Source organism: Streptomyces sp. NPDC058683 (genome assembly GCF_042716195.1).
Taxonomy (GTDB): Bacteria; Actinomycetota; Actinomycetes; order Streptomycetales; family Streptomycetaceae; genus Streptomyces.
This window is the reverse complement of record NZ_JBHXSK010000103.1, coordinates 1-17,785: the sequence shown is the minus strand read 5'-3', so window position 1 is coordinate 17,785 and position 17,785 is coordinate 1. Positions and strand designations below refer to the sequence as shown.

The 17,785-nt window shown below is 69.1% G+C and carries 18 protein-coding genes; 4 read left to right on the top strand and 14 right to left on the bottom strand.

Features of this window, described 5'->3' with window-relative positions:
• Nucleotides 1-159: 159 nt before the first annotated feature.
• Complete coding sequence (locus tag ACFWXC_RS52280) at nucleotides 160-648, bottom strand: cupin domain-containing protein (RefSeq protein ID WP_384491291.1); 489 nt, start codon at nucleotides 646-648, stop codon at nucleotides 160-162.
• 98 nt (nucleotides 649-746) lie between these two features.
• On the opposite strand from ACFWXC_RS52280, the gene ACFWXC_RS52275 reads away from it, so the two are divergent.
• Nucleotides 747-1,343: a TetR/AcrR family transcriptional regulator gene (locus ACFWXC_RS52275; RefSeq protein WP_384491289.1), complete on the top strand. Its 597-nt coding sequence runs from the start codon at nucleotides 747-749 to the stop codon at nucleotides 1,341-1,343.
• Nucleotides 1,344-1,351: 8 nt separating this feature from the next.
• Here ACFWXC_RS52275 and ACFWXC_RS52270 read toward each other — a convergent pair whose 3' ends face one another.
• The 5 genes from ACFWXC_RS52270 to ACFWXC_RS52250 all read right to left on the bottom strand — a co-directional run bounded on the left by ACFWXC_RS52270 (nucleotide 1,352) and on the right by ACFWXC_RS52250 (nucleotide 6,807).
• A complete protein-coding gene (locus ACFWXC_RS52270) occupies nucleotides 1,352-2,437 on the bottom strand; it encodes an FAD-dependent oxidoreductase (RefSeq protein ID WP_384491287.1) in 1,086 nt (361 codons plus the stop codon).
• 38 nt (nucleotides 2,438-2,475) lie between these two features.
• A complete protein-coding gene (locus ACFWXC_RS52265; RefSeq protein WP_384491285.1) occupies nucleotides 2,476-3,327 on the bottom strand; it encodes a pirin family protein in 852 nt (283 codons plus the stop codon).
• A gap of 30 nt (nucleotides 3,328-3,357) precedes the next feature.
• Complete coding sequence (locus tag ACFWXC_RS52260; protein WP_384491283.1) at nucleotides 3,358-4,887, bottom strand: MFS transporter; 1,530 nt, start codon at nucleotides 4,885-4,887, stop codon at nucleotides 3,358-3,360.
• A gap of 128 nt (nucleotides 4,888-5,015) precedes the next feature.
• The gene (locus tag ACFWXC_RS52255) at nucleotides 5,016-5,930 is read right to left on the bottom strand and encodes a VOC family protein (protein WP_384491281.1); all 915 of its coding nucleotides are present in this window, start codon (nucleotides 5,928-5,930) and stop codon (nucleotides 5,016-5,018) included.
• A 52-nt stretch (nucleotides 5,931-5,982) separates the two neighbouring features.
• Nucleotides 5,983-6,807 carry a GntR family transcriptional regulator gene (locus ACFWXC_RS52250; RefSeq protein WP_384491279.1) on the bottom strand — a complete coding sequence of 275 codons (825 nt, stop codon included), beginning with the start codon at nucleotides 6,805-6,807 and terminating at the stop codon, nucleotides 5,983-5,985.
• Between the two features lie 148 nt (nucleotides 6,808-6,955).
• On the opposite strand from ACFWXC_RS52250, the gene ACFWXC_RS52245 reads away from it, so the two are divergent.
• On the top strand, nucleotides 6,956-7,864 hold the full coding sequence (locus ACFWXC_RS52245; RefSeq protein WP_384491277.1) for a fumarylacetoacetate hydrolase family protein: 909 nt from the start codon (nucleotides 6,956-6,958) through the stop codon (nucleotides 7,862-7,864).
• A gap of 572 nt (nucleotides 7,865-8,436) precedes the next feature.
• Here ACFWXC_RS52245 and ACFWXC_RS52240 read toward each other — a convergent pair.
• The gene (locus tag ACFWXC_RS52240) at nucleotides 8,437-9,312 is read right to left on the bottom strand and encodes an AraC family transcriptional regulator (RefSeq protein ID WP_384491275.1); all 876 of its coding nucleotides are present in this window, start codon (nucleotides 9,310-9,312) and stop codon (nucleotides 8,437-8,439) included.
• Between the two features lie 150 nt (nucleotides 9,313-9,462).
• Here ACFWXC_RS52240 and ACFWXC_RS52235 point away from each other — a divergent pair, with 150 nt between their 5' ends.
• Entirely contained in the window at nucleotides 9,463-10,299 is an 837-nt protein-coding gene (locus tag ACFWXC_RS52235; protein WP_384491273.1) for a phytanoyl-CoA dioxygenase family protein, read from the top strand.
• Nucleotides 10,300-10,367: 68 nt separating this feature from the next.
• Here ACFWXC_RS52235 and ACFWXC_RS52230 read toward each other — a convergent pair whose 3' ends face one another.
• The 4 genes from ACFWXC_RS52230 to ACFWXC_RS52215 form a co-directional block, all read right to left on the bottom strand.
• Nucleotides 10,368-11,027 (bottom strand): TetR family transcriptional regulator, encoded by a 660-nt coding sequence (locus ACFWXC_RS52230; protein WP_384491271.1) that lies wholly within the window; start codon nucleotides 11,025-11,027, stop codon nucleotides 10,368-10,370.
• A gap of 72 nt (nucleotides 11,028-11,099) precedes the next feature.
• On the bottom strand, nucleotides 11,100-11,783 hold the full coding sequence (locus ACFWXC_RS52225; RefSeq protein ID WP_384491269.1) for a GntR family transcriptional regulator: 684 nt from the start codon (nucleotides 11,781-11,783) through the stop codon (nucleotides 11,100-11,102).
• Nucleotides 11,784-12,049: 266 nt separating this feature from the next.
• Entirely contained in the window at nucleotides 12,050-12,409 is a 360-nt protein-coding gene (locus tag ACFWXC_RS52220; RefSeq protein ID WP_384491267.1) for a nuclear transport factor 2 family protein, read from the bottom strand.
• A gap of 12 nt (nucleotides 12,410-12,421) precedes the next feature.
• Nucleotides 12,422-12,895, bottom strand: a complete 474-nt coding sequence (locus ACFWXC_RS52215; protein ID WP_384491265.1) for an SRPBCC family protein — start codon at nucleotides 12,893-12,895, stop codon at nucleotides 12,422-12,424.
• Between the two features lie 148 nt (nucleotides 12,896-13,043).
• On the opposite strand from ACFWXC_RS52215, the gene ACFWXC_RS52210 reads away from it, so the two are divergent.
• Nucleotides 13,044-13,190, top strand: a complete 147-nt coding sequence (locus ACFWXC_RS52210) for a hypothetical protein (protein WP_384491263.1) — start codon at nucleotides 13,044-13,046, stop codon at nucleotides 13,188-13,190.
• Nucleotides 13,191-13,199: 9 nt separating this feature from the next.
• Here ACFWXC_RS52210 and ACFWXC_RS52205 read toward each other — a convergent pair whose 3' ends face one another.
• The 3 genes from ACFWXC_RS52205 to ACFWXC_RS52195 form a co-directional block, all read right to left on the bottom strand.
• Complete coding sequence (locus tag ACFWXC_RS52205) at nucleotides 13,200-16,070, bottom strand: SpoIIE family protein phosphatase (protein WP_384491261.1); 2,871 nt, start codon at nucleotides 16,068-16,070, stop codon at nucleotides 13,200-13,202.
• 91 nt (nucleotides 16,071-16,161) lie between these two features.
• Nucleotides 16,162-16,629, bottom strand: a complete 468-nt coding sequence (locus tag ACFWXC_RS52200) for a cupin domain-containing protein (protein ID WP_384491259.1) — start codon at nucleotides 16,627-16,629, stop codon at nucleotides 16,162-16,164.
• A gap of 32 nt (nucleotides 16,630-16,661) precedes the next feature.
• Entirely contained in the window at nucleotides 16,662-17,588 is a 927-nt protein-coding gene (locus ACFWXC_RS52195) for an alpha/beta fold hydrolase (RefSeq protein WP_384491257.1), read from the bottom strand.
• Nucleotides 17,589-17,785 lie beyond the last annotated feature (197 nt).

Below are 17,785 nucleotides of genomic sequence, written 5' to 3'. Positions count from 1 at the left end.
GTGTCCATTGCCCGAAGTCTGTCGCACATCCGGACCAGTAGACAGGGCTCCTGGTCGCGGAAAGCTCCGGAGATCGTTTACGGGACAGCCCTTAGCCGCCGACGTCACCGTGCCTGTCTCCCCTGATCGTAGAGGAGACAGGCACCGTGGTTTGCGGGGTCAGTCGGCCTGTGCGGGCGGCGGGCCGACGATCTCGACGTCGTACTTCGCTGCCAGCCGGCGCAGTTCGCCCATGTCAGGCCGGACCGACACCGGCGGGACCGTCCGTGTCTCGGCCGGCACCCCGGCCTCGCGGTGGAAGGCCTCGATGCCGCCGGGTAGGGAGAACTCCAGCATCCGCACCTCGGTGTCACCGGCCACGTTGACCTGGTGCGGGACTTCGCGCGGGAGCCAGATGAACGAACCGGGTCCGCATTCGTACACGTCGTCCCCGCAGCGGGCCTTGACCCTCCCCTCCAGGACGTAGAAGGCCTCGTCGTGCTTGTGGTGGATGTGCAGCGGTCCGGCCATGCCGGGCTTGGCCCGCACTTCGAGGACACCGAACTTGCCGTCGGTGTGCTCGGCGGAGGCCAGTACGGTCATGAGCGACTCCATGTACCAGACGGCCGTGCCGTCGGCCTCGGTCGCGACAAAACCGGGTGCAGTCATGAGCTTCTCCAGAAACACGTTCGGAGATAAGTAAAATTATACTTATCCAGGCGTGGTCGTACAGGTCGGTCGTGCGAGGTCGAAGGAAGGTGGGGCATGTGGCGAGAGACGCCGATCTGACCCGGCAACGGATCATGGAAGCCGCTCTGGACGAGTTCTCCGAGAAGGGCCTCGCCGGAGCCCGCGTCGAGTCGATCGCCCAGCGCGCCGGCATCAGTGTGCGCATGCTGTACGTCCACTTCCGCAACAAGGACGGGCTGTACGACGCGGTGCTGCGCCAGCACGTGGCGCAACGCGCCTCGGCGCTGTCGGACCCGTCGCTGCCTCTGCCCGACTTCGTGCCCCGGCACTTCGACAGCCTCCGCCACGACGAGATCTTCGTACGGCTCGTCATGTGGGAGGCGCTGACCGGCTCGGCGGCGCAGCCCGCGATGAACGAGGGAGAGCGGAGCGAGCGGTACGCGGAGACCCTTGGCTATCTGAAGGCGCGCCGGGACGCGGGCGAGCTGGACCCGTCGCTCGACACCGGGATGACGCTGGTGGCCGTACTCGCGCTGGCGTCCTTCCCCTCCGCCTTCGGCCACATCGTCCGCATGGTCACAGGCCTGCGTTCGGACGATCCGGCGTTCGTCGAACGCTACGAGACCTTCCTGCGCGACCTGGCCGTACGGCTGGCGCCCCCGCCCCAGGACTGATCCGGCGCTCATGTCGTCCGCGTGCCGAACAGCTCGCCGAAGCGGCCCGTCAGCAGGTCCGAGCCCTTGTACTGGGCGGCGATGTCGGCGCCGAGGACGCCCTGTCCGGGGAGTTGGGCCGCTCCCCCGGTCGGGCCGAGCGGCAGGAGGATGGCGGCGGGACCCGGTCGGTAGGTGGCGAGTTCGGCGGAGCCCCCGATGAGCGCCTTGATGTTGTCCACGACCACCTGCGCGTGGCGCGAGGCCGTGCCGGCGCGCTTGGACTCGGCGATGTCTGTGATGTCGCCGAGCGCGAAGACCGTGTCCTGCCCCTTGACCTGGAGGGTGTCGGTGACGGCGACCTCGCCGTTCGCTAGGCGTACGTCCGCGAGGGCGCCGGCGAGGTAGTCGGTGTGCGGGACGACGCCGAAGCAGCGGAACCAGATGTCGGCGGTGATGTCGACGTCGGCGGTGGTGGTGACGTGGAAGGTGCCGCGCTCGCCCGGCGCGGTGGCCGGGTTCTCCTTCAGGGGTGTGCCCAGGACGAATTGGACGTCGAGTGCGGCAAGCTGGCGGCGGATCTCCTCGCGCAGTTCCGGCTCGTACTCGCTGAGGATGTCGGCCACCGGGTCGACGATGACGACCTTCTTCTCGGGCCATACGGCCTTGATCTCGCCGGCGAACTCAAGACCGACCGGCCCGGCGCCGAGGAGGAGCACATGGTCGGCTGCCAGCAGGTCGGCGTGTGCCTCCCGGTACTTCCGCTGAGCTGCGGCGGAGTCGTCGATGTCGCTCTTGGCGGGGAAGGGGTAGCCCGAGCCGGTCGCCAACACGATGTAGTCGGCGGCGAGTTCCTCGCCCGAGGCCAGGGTCACGCGGCCTGGTTCGACCCGTACCGCACGGTCGCGCACCACGCGCCCGTTGGTGAGCAGCTTGTCGTAGGGGAAGAAGACCTTCGGCAGGAACTCCGGGTCCACTACGGCGCGCAGGGCGCCGACGGCGTGGAAGAACGCGTCCTTGGGGTCGACGAGGACGACGTCGGCGACGCCGTCCAGGGCCTTGGCCGCGGCGCTTCCGCCATAGCCGCCACCGATGACCACTACGGTCGGGGACACCTGTGCTCCTTCAAGTCGGTTGTATGTCTTGCGTGTTGTCACGGGGCCGTCAGCAGGCCGTGCATCTCGCCCGACTGGTAGCGCTCGACGGCTTCGGTGACGCGCGTACGGCTGGAAAGGCAGAACCCGCCGTACATGTACGCGGGAGTGCGCAGCGGCCTGCCCGCTCCGAACAGGAACTGTGCGCCCTGCTCGCCGGCGGCCAACTCCACCGCGCCCGCGCCGGGTTCGAACACAGCGAGGCCGGCCGGGCCCAGCTCGCCGCGGCTTGCGGGGGTGGCGATGCGGCCGTGGCCCTCGACCGTCATCACGAAGCCGCGGAACTCGGGGTCCACGGGGATCTCGACGCGGGCGCCGGGCGCCAGGATCAGGTCGTAGACGTGCGATCCGGCCGCCTCGCGCACCGGCGAGCGCATCCCGAACGCCTCGCCCGCGACCACCCGGACGCTCACGCCCTCGGCGAGCTCGTCCGAGGGCAGCTCCTGCGGGGTGAAGTGCATACCGTACGGCTCGTTCTGCTCGTCTGTCTCGGGCAGCCGTACGAAGATCTGCGCGCCGTGTCCGAGCCGCCCGACCTCCTCCACGACCTCGTCGTGCACGATGCCCGAGCCAGCGACGGTCCAGTGCACACCGCCCGGTTCGATCAGGCTCCGGTCGCCGAGGCTGTCGCGGTTGTGGAAGCGGGTGGTGGAGTCGTCGAAGAGGTAGGTGACGGCGGAGAAGCCTGCGTGCGGATGCGGGGAGAAGACCGGGCCGGTCATCCGGAAGAGGTCCGTGTTGAGGAAGGGGTCGAGGTCGACCGTGAAGCGAGCGCCACGGGCCGAGAACAGCGTTCCCCGCTCGTGGGTCTCGATCTCCGTGACGGTGGACAGGACGCGGGGCTCGTTCATGCCGTACTCCTTCTGCTCGTCTGCTTCGGATCAGCCCAGGTGAGCCGTCGGCGCGGACTCCCCGTGCTCCTGTCTCTTCGCGTTGATGGCGAACAAGGTGATCAGCAGGCCGCCCACGAAGAGGAAGCCCGCCACCGTGAACGCCGTGGTGTAGCCGTAGGTCAGTGCCTCGCCGGCCTTGGCGACCGTGGCGAAGTCCTTCATGGCGATGGCGCGGTAGAAGGTGCCGGCCGCTTCCGGGAGACGGTCGTTCGCCGCCGACGTCGAGATCGTGGTGAGGACCGCCAGGCCCAGGGCGCCGCCGACCTGCTGTGCGGTGTTGAGGAGTGCGGAGGCGATGCCGGAGTCCTGGTCGCGCACTCCGCTGACCGCGCCGAGCGTCATCGGCACGAAGCTCATGCCGAGGCCGAGCGCGGTGACGAACATGGCGGGCATCAGGTGCGTGAAGTAGGAGGAGCCCCGCTCCAGGGTGCTGAACCAGAACATCCCGCCCGCGCCGATGACCAGCCCGGGTCCGGCGATCAGGCGGGGTGCGAGGCGGGCGACGAGCTTGGAGCTGATGCCCGCGGCGATGCCCATGCCGAAGCTGAACGGCAGGTAGGCGAAGCCGGTCTTGACCGGGCTGTAGCCGAGGATCTGCTGCATGTAGAGCGTCAGGAAGTAGAAGGTGGCGAACATGCCGGCGCCCAGGAACAGCATGGTCGCGTACGCTCCGGCGCGGTTGCGGTCCCTGAACAGGCGCAGCGGCAGCATCGGGTGCGTGGTGCGCATCTGGAGGACGAGGAAGAGCGTCAGCAGGACGACGGCCACGCCGAAGAAGGTGAGGGTCAGGGCGTCGGACCAGCCGTCCTGGCCGCCACGGGTGATGCCATAGACGAGGGAGATGAGGCCGCCGGTGCCGGTGATCGCGCCGGGGACGTCGAGGCGCCCGGTGTTGCGCTCGCCCTCGGCGAGGATCTTCGTGCCGGCGAGTACGGCGATGCCGATGGGAATGTTGACGAAGAACACCCAGCGCCAGTCGAGGTAGTCGGTCAGGACGCCGCCGAGGAGGAGGCCGACCGTGGAGCCGAGGCCGGCCATGGCCGCGTACACGCCCATCGCCTTGTTGCGGGGCTTGCCCTCGGGGAAGTTGGTCGCGATGAGGGAGAGCGCCGTGGGCGCGGAGATCGAGGCGCCGATGCCCTGGAGGATGCGGGCGCCGATCAGCAGTTCCTCGTTCGGGGCGAGACCGCCGAGCAGCGAGGCGAGGGTGAACACCGTGATGCCTATGCGGAACATGCGGCGACGCCCGAAGAGGTCGCCGGCCCGGCCGCCGAGCAGGAGGAGTCCGCCGAAGGCGAGGGCGTAGGCGTTCACGATCCAGGAGAGGTTCGACGCCGAGACCTTGAGGTCGGTCTGGATGCTCGGCAGCGCGATGTTCGTGATCGTGCCGTCCAGCACGACCATCAGCTGTGCGGCGGCGATGACGAGGAGAGCAAGGCCGAGGTGGCGCCCGCGGGGAGCCTCTCCCGGCGGGGCGGACTCCGGGTCCGCGGGCGTGGTCGTGCTGTCGATGGGCATGACGGGACTCCTGGTTCGGCGGCAGGCCGGAAGCGGCATCTCAAAAAATATACAAGCGTTGAGATCTTTTCCGCACCGGCCCAGCACTACCCCGATCCGCCCTGTCAGGAGTACAGGGACTCAGAGGCTCAGGAGGTCTTCTCTTCCTGGTTGACGATGAAGTCGGCCGGGATCTCAGGGCTCCAGACGGCCGGTGGGCAGTCCCAGTCGCCCGCCTTCCAGTTGTCCGTGATGCAGTCCATGTCGCTGGAGTACTCGATCCAGCTGCCCCACGGGTCCTGGATGTAGTGGAAGAAGTTGGAGCCGAGGGTGTGCCGGCCGAGGCCCCAGCCGTGGTTGTGGCCAGCAGCGGCCATGGTCTGCGCGCCCATCGCGATCTGGTCGATGTCGGCAACCTCCCAGCTGGAATGGTGCAGGCCGGGGTGGGTGGCGGGCAGGAAACCGAAGACGTGGTGGTCGCCGGGCCCGGAGTTCATGAAGACCGCCATGCCACGGATGCGGTCCGAGAGGCGCAGGCCCAGGGTGCGGGCGTAGTAGGCCTCGGACGCATCCAGGTCGGTGCTGAAGATCAGCATGTGGCCGAGGCGCCGGGGGCGGGGCTTCTCGTCGGCGGTGAGCCAGCGCGCCTGGTCGACGCGGCGGACGTGGTCGCCGAAGTTGGCCTCGTGGGCCTCCGTGGTGCCGAAGTCCCGCCAAGCGCCGAGCTGCTCGTCGCGCAGGTTCAGCAGGTTGCCCTCGTGGTCGCGGAACCACAGGCCTCCGGGGAGCTGGGCGGGCGCGTCGAGCAGCCGCACGCCGAGGCCCTCCAGATGGCGCTGCCAGTCGGGCAGGGAGTCCGGCTCCACGGCGAAAGCCACGTGGTGCAGTCGCTTGACCGGTCCTTCCAGCAGGACCGCCTGGTCCTGCTCGCGGCCGTCGCAGCGGACCACGAGAGCGTTGTCCCGCTCGGCCGTGCGCAGCCCGAAGGTGTCGTAGAAGCTCTGGCCCGTGTCCAGGGAGGGCACCTGGAGTCCGTAGTGCAGAAGGCCTTTGACACGCAGCATTGCTCTCTCCTCACAGTTCCGGTGCACCGCGTCCCGGCGGGTCGCACCTTCTCTAAGTGTGTACACCTTTTTCGGCAGGAGTCCAGCTCTCCCAAGAAGCCGTTCCGAGATCCTCACCGCAGACCATGACGGTCGCCTGGCCCACGTCGGGGGCCTCCCGGCCCGGGTCGAGGTCGTCGATCACCCGGCGGGCGGTACGTGCAAGGTGTCTCGTGATCAGCTGTGCGGCCCGCTCCGGAGCACCCGCCATGACGGCCGCGAACAGGTCGTAGTGCTCCTGCCGGCGCTGCGGGAACACCCCGGGGTGCCGGTCTTGGAGCGTGCGCAGATAGCGCTCGCTGCGTTCGGCGTACGAGGTGATCGTGCGCAGGACCGTGGGAGTGCAGCGGCACACGAGCACGCGATGGAAGGCCCGGTGCGCCTCGTGCCACGCCATGGCGTCGCCCGTCTCGTCGGCGCGGTCCATGTCGTGCAGGTGCGCCGAGGCTTCCTGCACCTCCTGACGGGTCAGGCGCCCGGCGGTGACCCGGACGCCCATCGCCTCCAGGGAGATCCGGGCCGCGTAGAGGCAGTCCAGGTCGGCCACGTCCAGGCCCGTGACCCGCCCCCGGTGGTTGATGTCGGCGTCGATCAGCCCCTCTTCCTGGAGCATCCGGAACGCCTCGCGCAACGGGGTGCGGCTGACGTCGAAGACGCGGGCCAGCTCGGCCTGTTTCAGTTCCGTGCCGGGCGGCAGGAGGCCGTCCAGGATCAGCCATCTCAGGTGGTCGTGGATCTCGACGCTGGTGCGCCGGGGGTGGGAGATGACGGGCCGCGGCAGGCCGCCGAACAGACCGAGCAGATCTTCCGTCGCGTCCGTCGCATCCGTCTGCGTCACCCGCACCGACCGCCTCTCCACTGCATCCGGCTACCCGGGGCCTGGCCACCACACCTCCCGCAGCTTACCCTTTCCCGCGTAATGTGTATGCACTATGGTCCTGCTGCCATCCGTGCAGAGACACAGAGCCACCCGCTGGAGGAGAGCCATGCAGTCACCTGACTGGTCGTTGGTGCAGTACCGCACCGGAGATTCCGAGAAGACCGCCGTCGGTGTCCTGATCGACGGGAACGTGGTCGAAGGGCCTCCCGAGACAGGCGGTCTGACGCTCCTGGAGGTGCTGCGCCGCTGGGACGCCATAGCACCTGGGCTGCGCACCTGGACACCGTCCGCATCCGCGACCATCACCGATGCCCGGCTCGCCCCTCCCCTGACCTACCCGGGCAAGGTGCTGTGCGCCGGCGCCAACTACTGGGACCACATCGCGGAGATGGGCATCGAGCGCCCCGGTGCGCTGGGCGAGCCGTTCTTCTTCCTCAAGCCGCCGACGACGACGGTGACGGGACCGGGCGATCCGGTGCCGCTGCCCGCCTATCCCGGCGCGCGCGTGGACTGGGAGGCGGAACTCGCCGTCGTCATCGGCAGGCCAGGCCGTGATCTCTCCCCAGAGCAGGCACTCGACCATGTGGCCGGCTACCTCGCCGCCAACGACATCTCCGCCCGGGACCGCCTCAAGTCGGCGCTGCCCGTCGCCGAGCCCTTCACCTTCGACTGGCTGGGACACAAGGGGCAGGACGGTTTCTGCCCGCTCGGCCCCGGGCTCGTGCCCAGCTGGCAGGTGCCCGACCCGCAGAACCTGCGGATCCGGCTCAGCGTGAACGGAGTGGTGAAGCAGGACTCCTCCACCGCGCAGATGATGGTGCCGATCCTGGAGGTGGTCGCGGCCGCGAGCCGCCTCACCCGGCTCGAAGCCGGGGACGTCATCCTCACCGGCACACCGGCGGGATGCGGGACTCCCCGCGGTGAGTTCCTCGCAGCCGGGGACGAGGTCGTCGTGGAGATCGAGCGTGTCGGCCGCCTGCACAACACGGTGGTGGCAACAGCGGTCGCGTCATGAACAGCACACCGATGCGTGCGGCGGTGAGGTCATAAACAGTGGGCTGGCCCGTGCCGTGTGTCGTCGTGAATGACACGTCGGCCTGTACGCGGCGGCCTGGCCCGAGCCGCTGCCGGCGCCCGAATCCATGCGGGCCATGGTCTTCCGGCGTTTCGGGCCGCCGGACGTGCTGGAGCAGGCGGTGCTCGACACCGCCGGCCCCGGCCCCGGCGAGGTCCTCGTACAGGTCGCCGCAGTGAGTATCGGCCGTCTGCTGGACCTCATGGCCCGCGCGGGCCATCACCCATACGCAGAGTTCCGGCTGCCGCAGTCTGCCGTTCACAGCCAGTGGGGCAGGCAACTCCAGCGACTCGGGTGCGGCGACAAAGGTCGGTCCGGTCCGGCGCTCATGTGCGGTGAGGACGCCCGTATCCGGTATCCCGTTGCCGACAGGTGTTCGTCCGCAGGCTGCCAAGTAGAGGGACACACGGACGGACTGCGCACGAGAACGAAGGTCGGCTGCGTCTGACGACCCTGTCGCCCGTGCCGTCGGAGCCGTGACCGACCTGGCCGACACAGAACGGCGGGGCGCGTCAGGGTGCGCTGGGGAGGTGGAATCCCTTGTGGTGGGCGGCACGGTAGTCGCGGGGGCGCATGTGCTTGAGGCGGAGGAAGCGGCGGTTGAAGTTGGAGAGGTTCTGGAATCCGCTACGGGCGGCGACCTCGGTGACGGGCAGGTCAGTCGTGGTGAGGAGGCGGCAGGCGGTCTCGACACGGAGTTGGTTGACGTAGTCGGTCAGGGTGCGGCCCATGGTGCGGTGGAAAAAGCGACTGAACGAGGTCGGTGCCATGTGTGCGATAGCGGCGATCTCGCCGAGCTCGACCGGGCGGGTGTGGACCTGCTGCAGGTGGCGGCAGATGTCGTCGATGCGGCGGCGGGCTTCGGTGTCGGGGGTGGGGGCGTAGCCGGGACCGGTCAAGGGCTTGGAGTCGGTGTCTCGCGCGAGTTGGTTCAGGACGTCGAGCAGGGCGACGGTGGCGGCCGCACTGTCGACGAGCCGGGGCAGGCCGGTCAGAAGGCGCCGGGCGGGCTCGGGAGCGTGCGGGAAGAGCAGGCCGCGGGCGGACCGGTCGAGCAGCACTTGCACCGGGCGGAACTGCGGCAGGGCGAAGAAGTCCGCACCGAGGAAGTCGTGCCGGAACTGCACGACCGAGGCCTCGGCCATGCCCGTGGGGTACGGAACGGAGCTGAAGGTGTGCGGCAGATCCGGGCCGAGGAGCGTGAGATCGCCGGGCCGGTAGGGCTCTACGGTGGTACCCACATAGCGAGTGCCGGAGCCCTCGGTGATCAGTACCAGTTCGTACTCGGCGTGGTAGTGCCAGCCGAAGTCGAAGGCCTTCTCACGTCGTAGGAAGCACTTGAAGGTGGTGTTCTCGGGCAGGCTCCAGTGCTCGTGGCGGGGTCTCACGCGAGGCAGCGTACCGGGGGACGGCCGGATCGCTGACGGCTAATTGAGTACCGGAATCGGGCAACACGCGCGTAGTGCTGACGGCGGCGCGCTGCGACGGTGGACAGCGGCATCCCGCAGGGACTGACGACGAACGAGGAGAAGCCGCGCATGACCGCCATCACGCGATCCCGGGTGTCCGAACTGGACCTTCCCTACGAGGGCCTGAGTGGAACCGCCACCGCCGACTTCAACCGGGACGGCTTCGCTCACCTGTCGCGGGTTCTCTCGCCGGAAACCATCGCGGAATACGAGCCGACCATCACCTCGGAGGTGATCCGGCTCAACACCCAGCGCCTGCCGTTGGCGGAGCGCGACACCTACGGCAAGGCGTTCCTCCAGGTGACGAACCTGTGGCAGCACAGCGACACGGTACGGGAGCTGGTCTTCTCCCGCCGCCTGGCGAAGATCGCCGCCGATCTGCTCGGGGTGCACGCGGTGCGCCTCTACCACGACCAGGCCCTGTACAAGGAACCCTCGGGCGGCATCACCCCCTGGCACGCCGACCAGTACTACTGGCCGCTGTCTTCCGACCGCTGCCTGACCCTCTGGCTGCCACTGCAGGAGACCCCGCCGGAGATGGGCCCGCTCGCCTTCGCCCGCGGCAGCCACAACTTCTCCCACGGCCGCGACCTGCCCATCAGCGACGCGTCCGAAGCACAGCTGAAGCAGGGACTCGCGGAGCAGGACTTCGAGGACATCGTCGCCCCCTACGCCCTCGGCGATGCCAGCTTCCACCGGGGCTGGACCTTCCACCACGCCGGCCCCAACCACAGCAGCGTCCCGCGCCGCGTCATGACCGTGATCTACCTGGACGCAGACATCCGCGTCGCCGAACCCACCAACGACAACCAGATCGCCGACCGCCACTGGATGCCCGGCACACCGGTCGGCCAGATCCCGGACACCCCGCTCAACCCCGTCCTCTACGACGCCGGCCACGCCTGAGAGCTGCCTGGGCCGCCTTGACCTCCGAGCTTCTCCAGCAGCCGCCGGCCAGCCAGGAGCCAGGCGCTTCAGCCGCCGGTCCCCGCCGAGTCCTCGGGGTCGATGAGCCCACGGAGCACCGGCACCACCAAGCGCAGGATGTCCTCGGTGTCCGCCGCGGCCAGATCCGGCATGCGCAGCAGATAGCGCTGGCTGGCGACGCCCATCATCATCGCCCCGCACAACGCCGCCCGCAGCCGCGCGTCGGGGCTGCCGACCAGGGCCGCCACCGGTTCCACGGCCTGGGCGGTGATGTGGCCGCGCAGGAGTTCGGCGGCCTCCTCGCTGGTCATGCTGGCGCGCACAAGTACGGCCATGGGGCTGTCCGGATCCGCGGCCCAGGCGCCCAGCATGCCCCGCACGAGATTCTCGACGGTCTCGGCAGGGTCGTCGGTGGTCAGCTCGGCAACCGGGATGTCCCAGCGGACGGCCTCGCGGAACAGCCCGTCCTTGCTGCCGAAGTACTGGATGACCGAGGACTTGTCGACCTCGGCCTCGGCCGCGATGGCCCGGATCGTGGCACGCTCGTAGCCGACTTCGGCGAACTTGCGCCGGGCCGCCGCCAGAATGCGCTGCCGGGTGCGCTCGCCCTTGCGCGGGCAGGCGGCTTCGGTCCCGTGCTTCCTGGGCCGGCCTCGCCCGGACGCCGTCGGCCGCGGCGCTTCTTCTGTGACATCGGCGGCGGACATGCTCCGGCCCCTTTCCTCGCTCGCTCGTTCCGATGCTACGGCGGGCAGTTACCGCTGCTGCGAGGCGGAGTGTCAGGCCTGCCCGCCGCCGACGAGCCTGAGGGCCGAGCGTGTGGTGACGGGCTCGTACTCCGGGGCGACATCGGCCAGCACGCTCAGGGCGGTACGCGCCAGATGACCGGCCACCACCCTGGCGGCCCCGTCCACGTCGCCCGCCTTCAGGGCTGCCAGCAGCGCCTCGTGCTCCTTGTGCGCCCGCGCCCGGGACCCCGGTACGCCCAGCTGGGCAAGACGGATGTAGCGCTCGCTCTGCTCGGCGTGCGAGGACAGCGTGCGCCTCAACTGTGCCCCGACGGCCCGGGTGGCCACGCCGTGGAACGCGCGGTGCGCGGCGTACCAATCGTCCGGCTTCTCCTCGTCGGCGAAGGCCTTCATACGCTCCAGCAGCTGGCCCATACGGTCAAGGTCCTCGCCGGTGAGCGTCTTCGCCGTCGTGGTCACGGCCAGGGTCTCCAGCATGATGCGGGCCCCGTAGACACCGTCCAGGTCCTCGGGGTCCACCGCGCGCACCCGGGCCCGCTGATCGGGCCGGGCATCGATGAGGCCTTCCTCCTGGAGGAGCCGGAAGGCCTCGCGCATCGGCGTGCGGCTGACGCCCAGTTTGCGAGCCATCTCCGCCTGGAGCAGCGCCGAGCCCGGAGGCAGCTCGCCACTGAGGATCATCGCCCGAAGCCGGCCGTGCACGTCGAGAGCCATCCGGCGTCCACCTGTGGCCGCCTCGGGTCGCGCAGCGGGTGCGGGAGCGCCGTCGGCCACGCTCACGGACCCGCCCGGTTCCCGCTCTTCCGACGATTCGCTCGTATTCCTGCTCACGCCGGGAGTGTACCCAAGAGGTGTATCCAATAAGGGCGCGCACAAGTCCGGGCTCGGGCGATGACCCGCCGACAGGTCATCGCCCGAGCCCGGGCGGATCTAAGACTGTATCCACCTTCTTGGACGTCGATGGCACAACGTTCGACCACTCAGGCGAAGAGCGGAGCGAGATCGAAGTAGACGCGGAAGTCGTCAATGAGGCCGGTCTCGTCGACGTGCCACATGGTGACGGCCGGGATGGTGACGGTGTCTCCAGTCAGGCGGTAGTAGTCGACCGTCTCCTCGATGACGCTGTCGGCACCGATGTGCCACTCACGGACGACCTTGTGGCGCAGCCCCTTTATGGTGCTGAAGAAGCCACCGACTCCGGCCTCTATCTCACCGGGGCCGGTCATCGGCTCATTGTTCCCGAAGCGCATTCGTCCCTGCGCGGCGAACAGCCGGCTGAAGCCGGCCGCGTCGGTCGCGTCCACCAGCGTGAACACTCTGGAGGCGAGCTCTGTCTGCATGGCAGGCCCCCCTCAGGCCGAGATTCCGGTGGCGGCGCCGGCGACCCGGTCCCGTACGGCCCTGAGTGTCGTCTGCACCGCGTCGAGGTAGTCGGCCTCCATGTGTGCGGCGAACTCTTTCTCCTCTGCGCTGCCCGCCGCCACTCCGTCGACGACGATACGGAAGGAGAACGTGAGGGTCAGCTCACCGGCGTCGCCGAGGCTGATCTCGTTGTCGATCGTGCCCCTGGCCGCGGCGTGCGTGCGCACGAAGTGCACACGCTGCTTGGGGTAGAAGGTGACGACCTCGCGCACCGGCTGGCCCGCGTGCACGACCTCGCGCACCAGGCCGCCGTCGAACCGCTCGGTCACGGTGCACTTACTCATGCTGGCGACGTACGTCAGCGGGTTCTCGGCCTTGTCCATCAGGCCTGCCCAGATGTCGTCCACCCGGAGCGCCGGCTCCGTGCCGTCGTTCACGGGCAGAGTGCGGCTCACTTCGATCATGCGTCCCTCCACGGAATTGAACTCCGCCGGCCGATTCGGCGTCACGGCACCGAAGGCCTGCCCTCGAAGTGTGCACACTCTGGCTTCCCCAGTAAAGACAGAAGACGGTTTCTTCCGACATCGATCCGAGAGCGAGCATGGAAAATGTATGCACCTGGCCAAGCGCGTACTGAGCAACCGGCTCGCGGAGCTCCAGGACGGCAGACTCTTCGAACGCGAGGTCTCCCCCGGCAACGGCCGCCGCCTCCCGCACACGCAAGCCGACGAGCACGAGGCGGAAGCGAGCCGGGGCTGACACCGCTCATCAGGTCAGGCAGGCCGAAGGAGCCGAGGTCGTGAGGCCTTCCGCCCCGCCGCGGTCGCCCGGCGGCGGCAGGGCCTGCTCGGTCCAGATGACCTTTCCCGTCTGCGTGTAGCGGGTGCCCCAGCGCTGGGAGAGCGCGGCGATGAGCTGCAGCCCGCGCCCGCCCTCGTCGGTGTCCATGGCGCGGCGGATCCGGGGAGTGGTCAGGCTGCCGTCGGAGACCTCGCAGACCAGGTCGGCGCTGAGCAGCAGACGGAGCCGTACGGGGCCCTTGGCATGTCGTACGACGTTGCTCACGAGTTCGCTCGCGAGCAGTTCGGTACTCATCGTCAGGTCGTCCAGGTTCCAGGCCGCCAGCTGCTCGCGCACGTGCCGGCGGGCCTCACCTGCGGCCTGCGGATCCTCGGGCAGCGCCCAGGAGGCGATGCAGTCGGCCGGCAGAGCGTGGACGCGGGCGACCAACAGGGTGGCGTCGTCGTCGATGTCCCGCTGGTCGGCCGGGAGCAGACCGCCGACGAGGGTGTCGCAGACCCTGTCGAGGCCGTCGGTGTGGGCAGTGCGCAGGAGCGCAGTGAGTTTCACCAGGCCGTCGTCGATGTCGCGACCGGAAGACTCGACGAGGCCGTCGGTGTACAAGACGAGGAGGCTGCCCTCGGGCAGCGTCAGCTGCACCGTCTCGAACGGAGGCTCGGCCGCGCCGAGTGGTGGATCGGGGGCCGGTTCGGGGATGTGCACGTTCCCATCCGGCTGCACCACGATCAGCTGCGGGTGCCCGGCGCAGACGAAGGAGCAGATCAGGGTGGTCGGGTCGTAGACCGCGTACAGGCAGGTGGCGTACGAGTCCTCGCCGAGGCCGCTGACGGTGTCATTGAGGCGGCTCATGATCTCGTCGGGAGGCAGTTCGAGGTCGGCGAGGGTGTGCACGGCGGTGCGCAGCCGCCCCATCGTGGCCGCCTCGGACAGCCCGTGCCCCATCACGTCGCCGATGACCAGTGCGACCTGGTCGGCGGAGAGCGGGATGACGTCGTACCAGTCGCCGCCGACCTCCATGTCGCGCCCCGCGGGCAGATAGCGGGCGGCGGCCGTGCACGCGGGCAACACGGGCAGCGTGCGCGGGAGCAGACCACGCTGGAGTTCCTGGGCGCGGGTGTGCACGGAGTCGTACAGCCAGGCACGGTCCAGGGCCTGGGCGACCAGGCCGCTGATCGCGACCAGCAGGGTTCGTTCTTCGCCGGTGAGTCGGCGCGGGTGGTCGAAGCTGATCGTGCAGCTGCCGAGCACACGCCCGGCAGCGGTCAGCGGAAGGAAGGCCCATGACTGCTTGCCGACCTCACGGGGCCGGTCGGCCTGGCCCGGGTAGCACGCCGTGTACTCCTCGACCGAGGAAAGGAAGACAGGCGCGCCCAAAAGCAACGAGTCCCAGATCGGTGTGGCCTCGCGGAGCAGGGAGCCGTCCAGCCGGTCCAGGAATTCCCGGGGGTATCCGACGGATCCGACCGTGTATGCCCGGTCGCCCGCGATGGTCTGCATGATCAGGCCGACGGCGCCGAACGGCTGCATCACCCGCCGGGCGACCGTGTCCGCCACGTCCTGTGCGGTCGTCGCCCTGGCGAGATCCGTCGTCAGCTCCGTGATTCGGGCGGACCGCTCGGCGGCGGCGCGCTCGGCGGCCTCGCGCTCGGCTTCGCGCCGCCTGATCTCGGTGACGTCGGCGCAGTAGCAGGTGGTGCCCTCCGGCACCGGGACCAGCCGCAGGTGGTAGCAGCGGTCGGTGTCGGGTATGCGGATGTCGAAGCCGGCCGGGACGGCCGCCGCAGCGGCGGTTCGGCAGCGTTCCTCCAGGCCGCGAACCTGCCGTAGCCGGGGCAGCTCCCACAGGATCCGGCCGTGCAGCTCCTCCTCGAAGGAGCCGAAGGTGCGCTCTGCCTCCAGGTTGGCGAAGACGATCCGCCAGTCGTCGTCCAGCGCCAGGAAGCCGTCGCTCATGTGGCGCAAGGCACGGGCGAGCGCGTCCCGGGCGGAATAGGACTCCTCGATGCCCCACCACCCGCCGATCATCCTGAGTGGTTCCCCCGCGTCGTCGCGGACCACTTTGGCGCGGGCCAAAGTCCAGCGGGCCGTACCGTCCGGGCGACAGATCCTGAATTCGGCCTGGTACAGCGTCCGGTCGAGGATCGACTTCTCGACCTCGGTCAGCATCCACGGCAGGTCGTCGGGGTGGACGACCTTCATGAACGTCTCGATCCGGGGCACGAAGTCGGCCGGATCCACCCCGCACAGAGCCATGGAGGCTTCGTCCCAGTACAGCTCACCGGACTGAATGCCCCACTCCCAGGAACCGACCTGGACCTCCTCCAGCGCCTCACGGACGCGGCTGCTGCTCCAGTTCCGCTGAGGCGGTCGGGTGGGTGGCGGCGCCTGGCCCATCCGCTCCTCGGCCCAGGCGGTCACGGCCCGCAGGAAGTCCCACTGCTCCTCGGTCGGCTCCCCGCTGTCGCCTGCCAGGACGGTGAGCGCGCCGACAGCATGGTTTCCCCCGAACACAGGAACGGCAGCCATGCCGGTACCTGTATCGGGCCAGGATTCAGCGGGGGCGTCGGGGTCGGAGGGTGCCCACACGGAACGGCCCTGCCGTACGGCGCGGGCCGGGGCGGTCGTCCCCTCCTGAGCGACGATCTCCCAGATCCGGGTGAGGGCCGGGGGCAGGCCGTTCGCCGACACCAGCCGCAGCGCGGACATCGGGCCGCTGAAATGGACCATCCCACCCAGGGCGCCGAGTTCCGTCACCGCGTGCTGGAGAGCCAGCCGGAAGACTTCCTGCTCGGTCACTCCCGGGTCCACGGCGTTGAGCAGGCCAAGCCGGGCCTTCATAAGGTCAACTTTACGTATTCAATGAGAAAAGGGACATGCATCCAAATCTAGACCGACAGTCATCGAGCCCAAGCCGCGGTGCGGCAAGGCGTCACCGCGGCGGGCCGAGGACGATCTGTCCGTACTTCTCCGCGGCTTCGGCCAGCCGCTCGGGGGTGATGGCGAAGTCCTTGGGCCGGGGGGTGGCGACATCGCGGCCGGCCTGCTGGAACATCCCCTCGATACCACCGGGGGTGGTGATCATCAGGAGGTCGGCGGTGTCCGAGGTGATGCGGTAGCCGTGCGGGATGTTCCGGGGCAGGTAGACAATGCCGCCCTCGGACAGTTCCATCTGCTCGTCGCCGAGCCAGAGCAGTGCCTCGCCCTTGATGAGCATGAAGATCTCGTCCTCGCGGGTGTGCATGTGGAAGGGCGGCGCCTCGCCCTTGGCGACGTTGAACCTTCCGACGGTGAGCTGGCCTTCCGTGGCCTTGCTGTCGAGGAGGACGGAGAACGTGCCGCCGTCCAGCCATTCGAGTGTCTGCTGCTGTTCCCGCTGAGCCAGGAATGCCATGGACATGATGGAGTTCCTTCTTTGATTCGGCGTTTCGGTCAGGCCAGGAACGGCACGAGCACGCCGAGGAGGGCTTCGGGGAGCTCGTCAGGGATGTAGTGACCGCTGCCGGCGATCACCGATTCCTGCACGGCGGGCACGACGGGACGCAGCGTCTGAGCCAGGTAGCCCCCGACGCTGTGCTCGCCACCGATGGCCAGTACGGGCATGGTCAGGACGCCGCCGGCCTCGCCCCAGGCCCTGTTGTCCCGGCCGTCCTGGAGCATGGTGCGGTAGTGCTCGAAGCCGCCCCGCAGGGCGTCCGGGCCGCTCAGGGAGGCGGCGATGGTGTCGATCTCCTCGGGCGGGAAGGCCTTGGAATTGGCGGCCATCTTCGCGAACCACCAGGTCAGGAACGCCTTTTCGTTCCCCTGGAACAGCAGTTCCGGCGCTTCGCGGGTCATGAAGAGCCCGAAGTGGAAGAGACCGCCCGACGCCGGGTCCATGATCTCTTCGAGGCCGTACCCGGGGACGGCCAGGTCCACCAGGGCCAGCTTGTGGACCTGCTCGGGGTAGAGGCGGGCGTAGGAGAAGGCGACCATGCCGCCGATGTCGTGCCCGACCATGCGGACCGGACCGATCACTCCCAGGGCCTGGAGCAGCTCGTGCACGTCGCGCGCCTGGTTGTCCTTGTCGTAGCCCCCCTCCGTGATCGCCGAACCGCCGGTACCGCGCAGGTCGGGGGCAATGACGGTGTACCCCAGGTCGGCGAGGGGCCGCAGCATGTATCGCCACTCCCGCCAGGTCTGCGGCCAACCGTGGAGCAGCACGAGGGGCTCACCCGTACCGCCCACGACGCTGTGTATCAGCGTGCCGTTGACCTCTCGGACGACCTGGGTGAAGCCCTCGGGCAGGTCGGCGGCGAAGACCGGCTCGCTCGAGGCCGCCGCCTGGGACTGGATCTGCGGGGTGGTGGTGCTCGTCACTTCTTCTCTCCGGTGAGTTCTGATGGCGTCAGCCAGGGGGCGGGGTACCGGGCGGGATGCGGTGCGGAGGGGCGATTCCCACACCCCGCCTGGCCGTCACTGCTGCGGGAGGAGTTCCATGAGGATGTTGATGATCTTGGTGCCGTTGTCGGTGGTCCAGTTCTGGGCGAGTTCGGCGAGGAGCTGGTTGGTGGAGG

Coding starts and splice junctions, on each gene's coding strand:
- ACFWXC_RS52200 (WP_384491259.1), bottom strand. CDS start 16,629: ATGTCCATGGCATTCCTGGCTCAGCGGGAACAGCAGCAGACACTCGAA.
- ACFWXC_RS52280 (WP_384491291.1), bottom strand. CDS start 648: ATGACTGCACCCGGTTTTGTCGCGACCGAGGCCGACGGCACGGCCGTC.
- ACFWXC_RS52225 (WP_384491269.1), bottom strand. CDS start 11,783: ATGGCTCTCGACGTGCACGGCCGGCTTCGGGCGATGATCCTCAGTGGC.
- ACFWXC_RS52260 (WP_384491283.1), bottom strand. CDS start 4,887: ATGCCCATCGACAGCACGACCACGCCCGCGGACCCGGAGTCCGCCCCG.
- ACFWXC_RS52255 (WP_384491281.1), bottom strand. CDS start 5,930: ATGCTGCGTGTCAAAGGCCTTCTGCACTACGGACTCCAGGTGCCCTCC.
- ACFWXC_RS52235 (WP_384491273.1), top strand. CDS start 9,463: ATGACCGCCATCACGCGATCCCGGGTGTCCGAACTGGACCTTCCCTAC.
- ACFWXC_RS52245 (WP_384491277.1), top strand. CDS start 6,956: ATGCAGTCACCTGACTGGTCGTTGGTGCAGTACCGCACCGGAGATTCC.
- ACFWXC_RS52230 (WP_384491271.1), bottom strand. CDS start 11,027: ATGTCCGCCGCCGATGTCACAGAAGAAGCGCCGCGGCCGACGGCGTCC.
- ACFWXC_RS52205 (WP_384491261.1), bottom strand. CDS start 16,070: ATGAAGGCCCGGCTTGGCCTGCTCAACGCCGTGGACCCGGGAGTGACC.
- ACFWXC_RS52220 (WP_384491267.1), bottom strand. CDS start 12,409: ATGCAGACAGAGCTCGCCTCCAGAGTGTTCACGCTGGTGGACGCGACC.
- ACFWXC_RS52210 (WP_384491263.1), top strand. CDS start 13,044: ATGCACCTGGCCAAGCGCGTACTGAGCAACCGGCTCGCGGAGCTCCAG.
- ACFWXC_RS52215 (WP_384491265.1), bottom strand. CDS start 12,895: ATGATCGAAGTGAGCCGCACTCTGCCCGTGAACGACGGCACGGAGCCG.
- ACFWXC_RS52265 (WP_384491285.1), bottom strand. CDS start 3,327: ATGAACGAGCCCCGCGTCCTGTCCACCGTCACGGAGATCGAGACCCAC.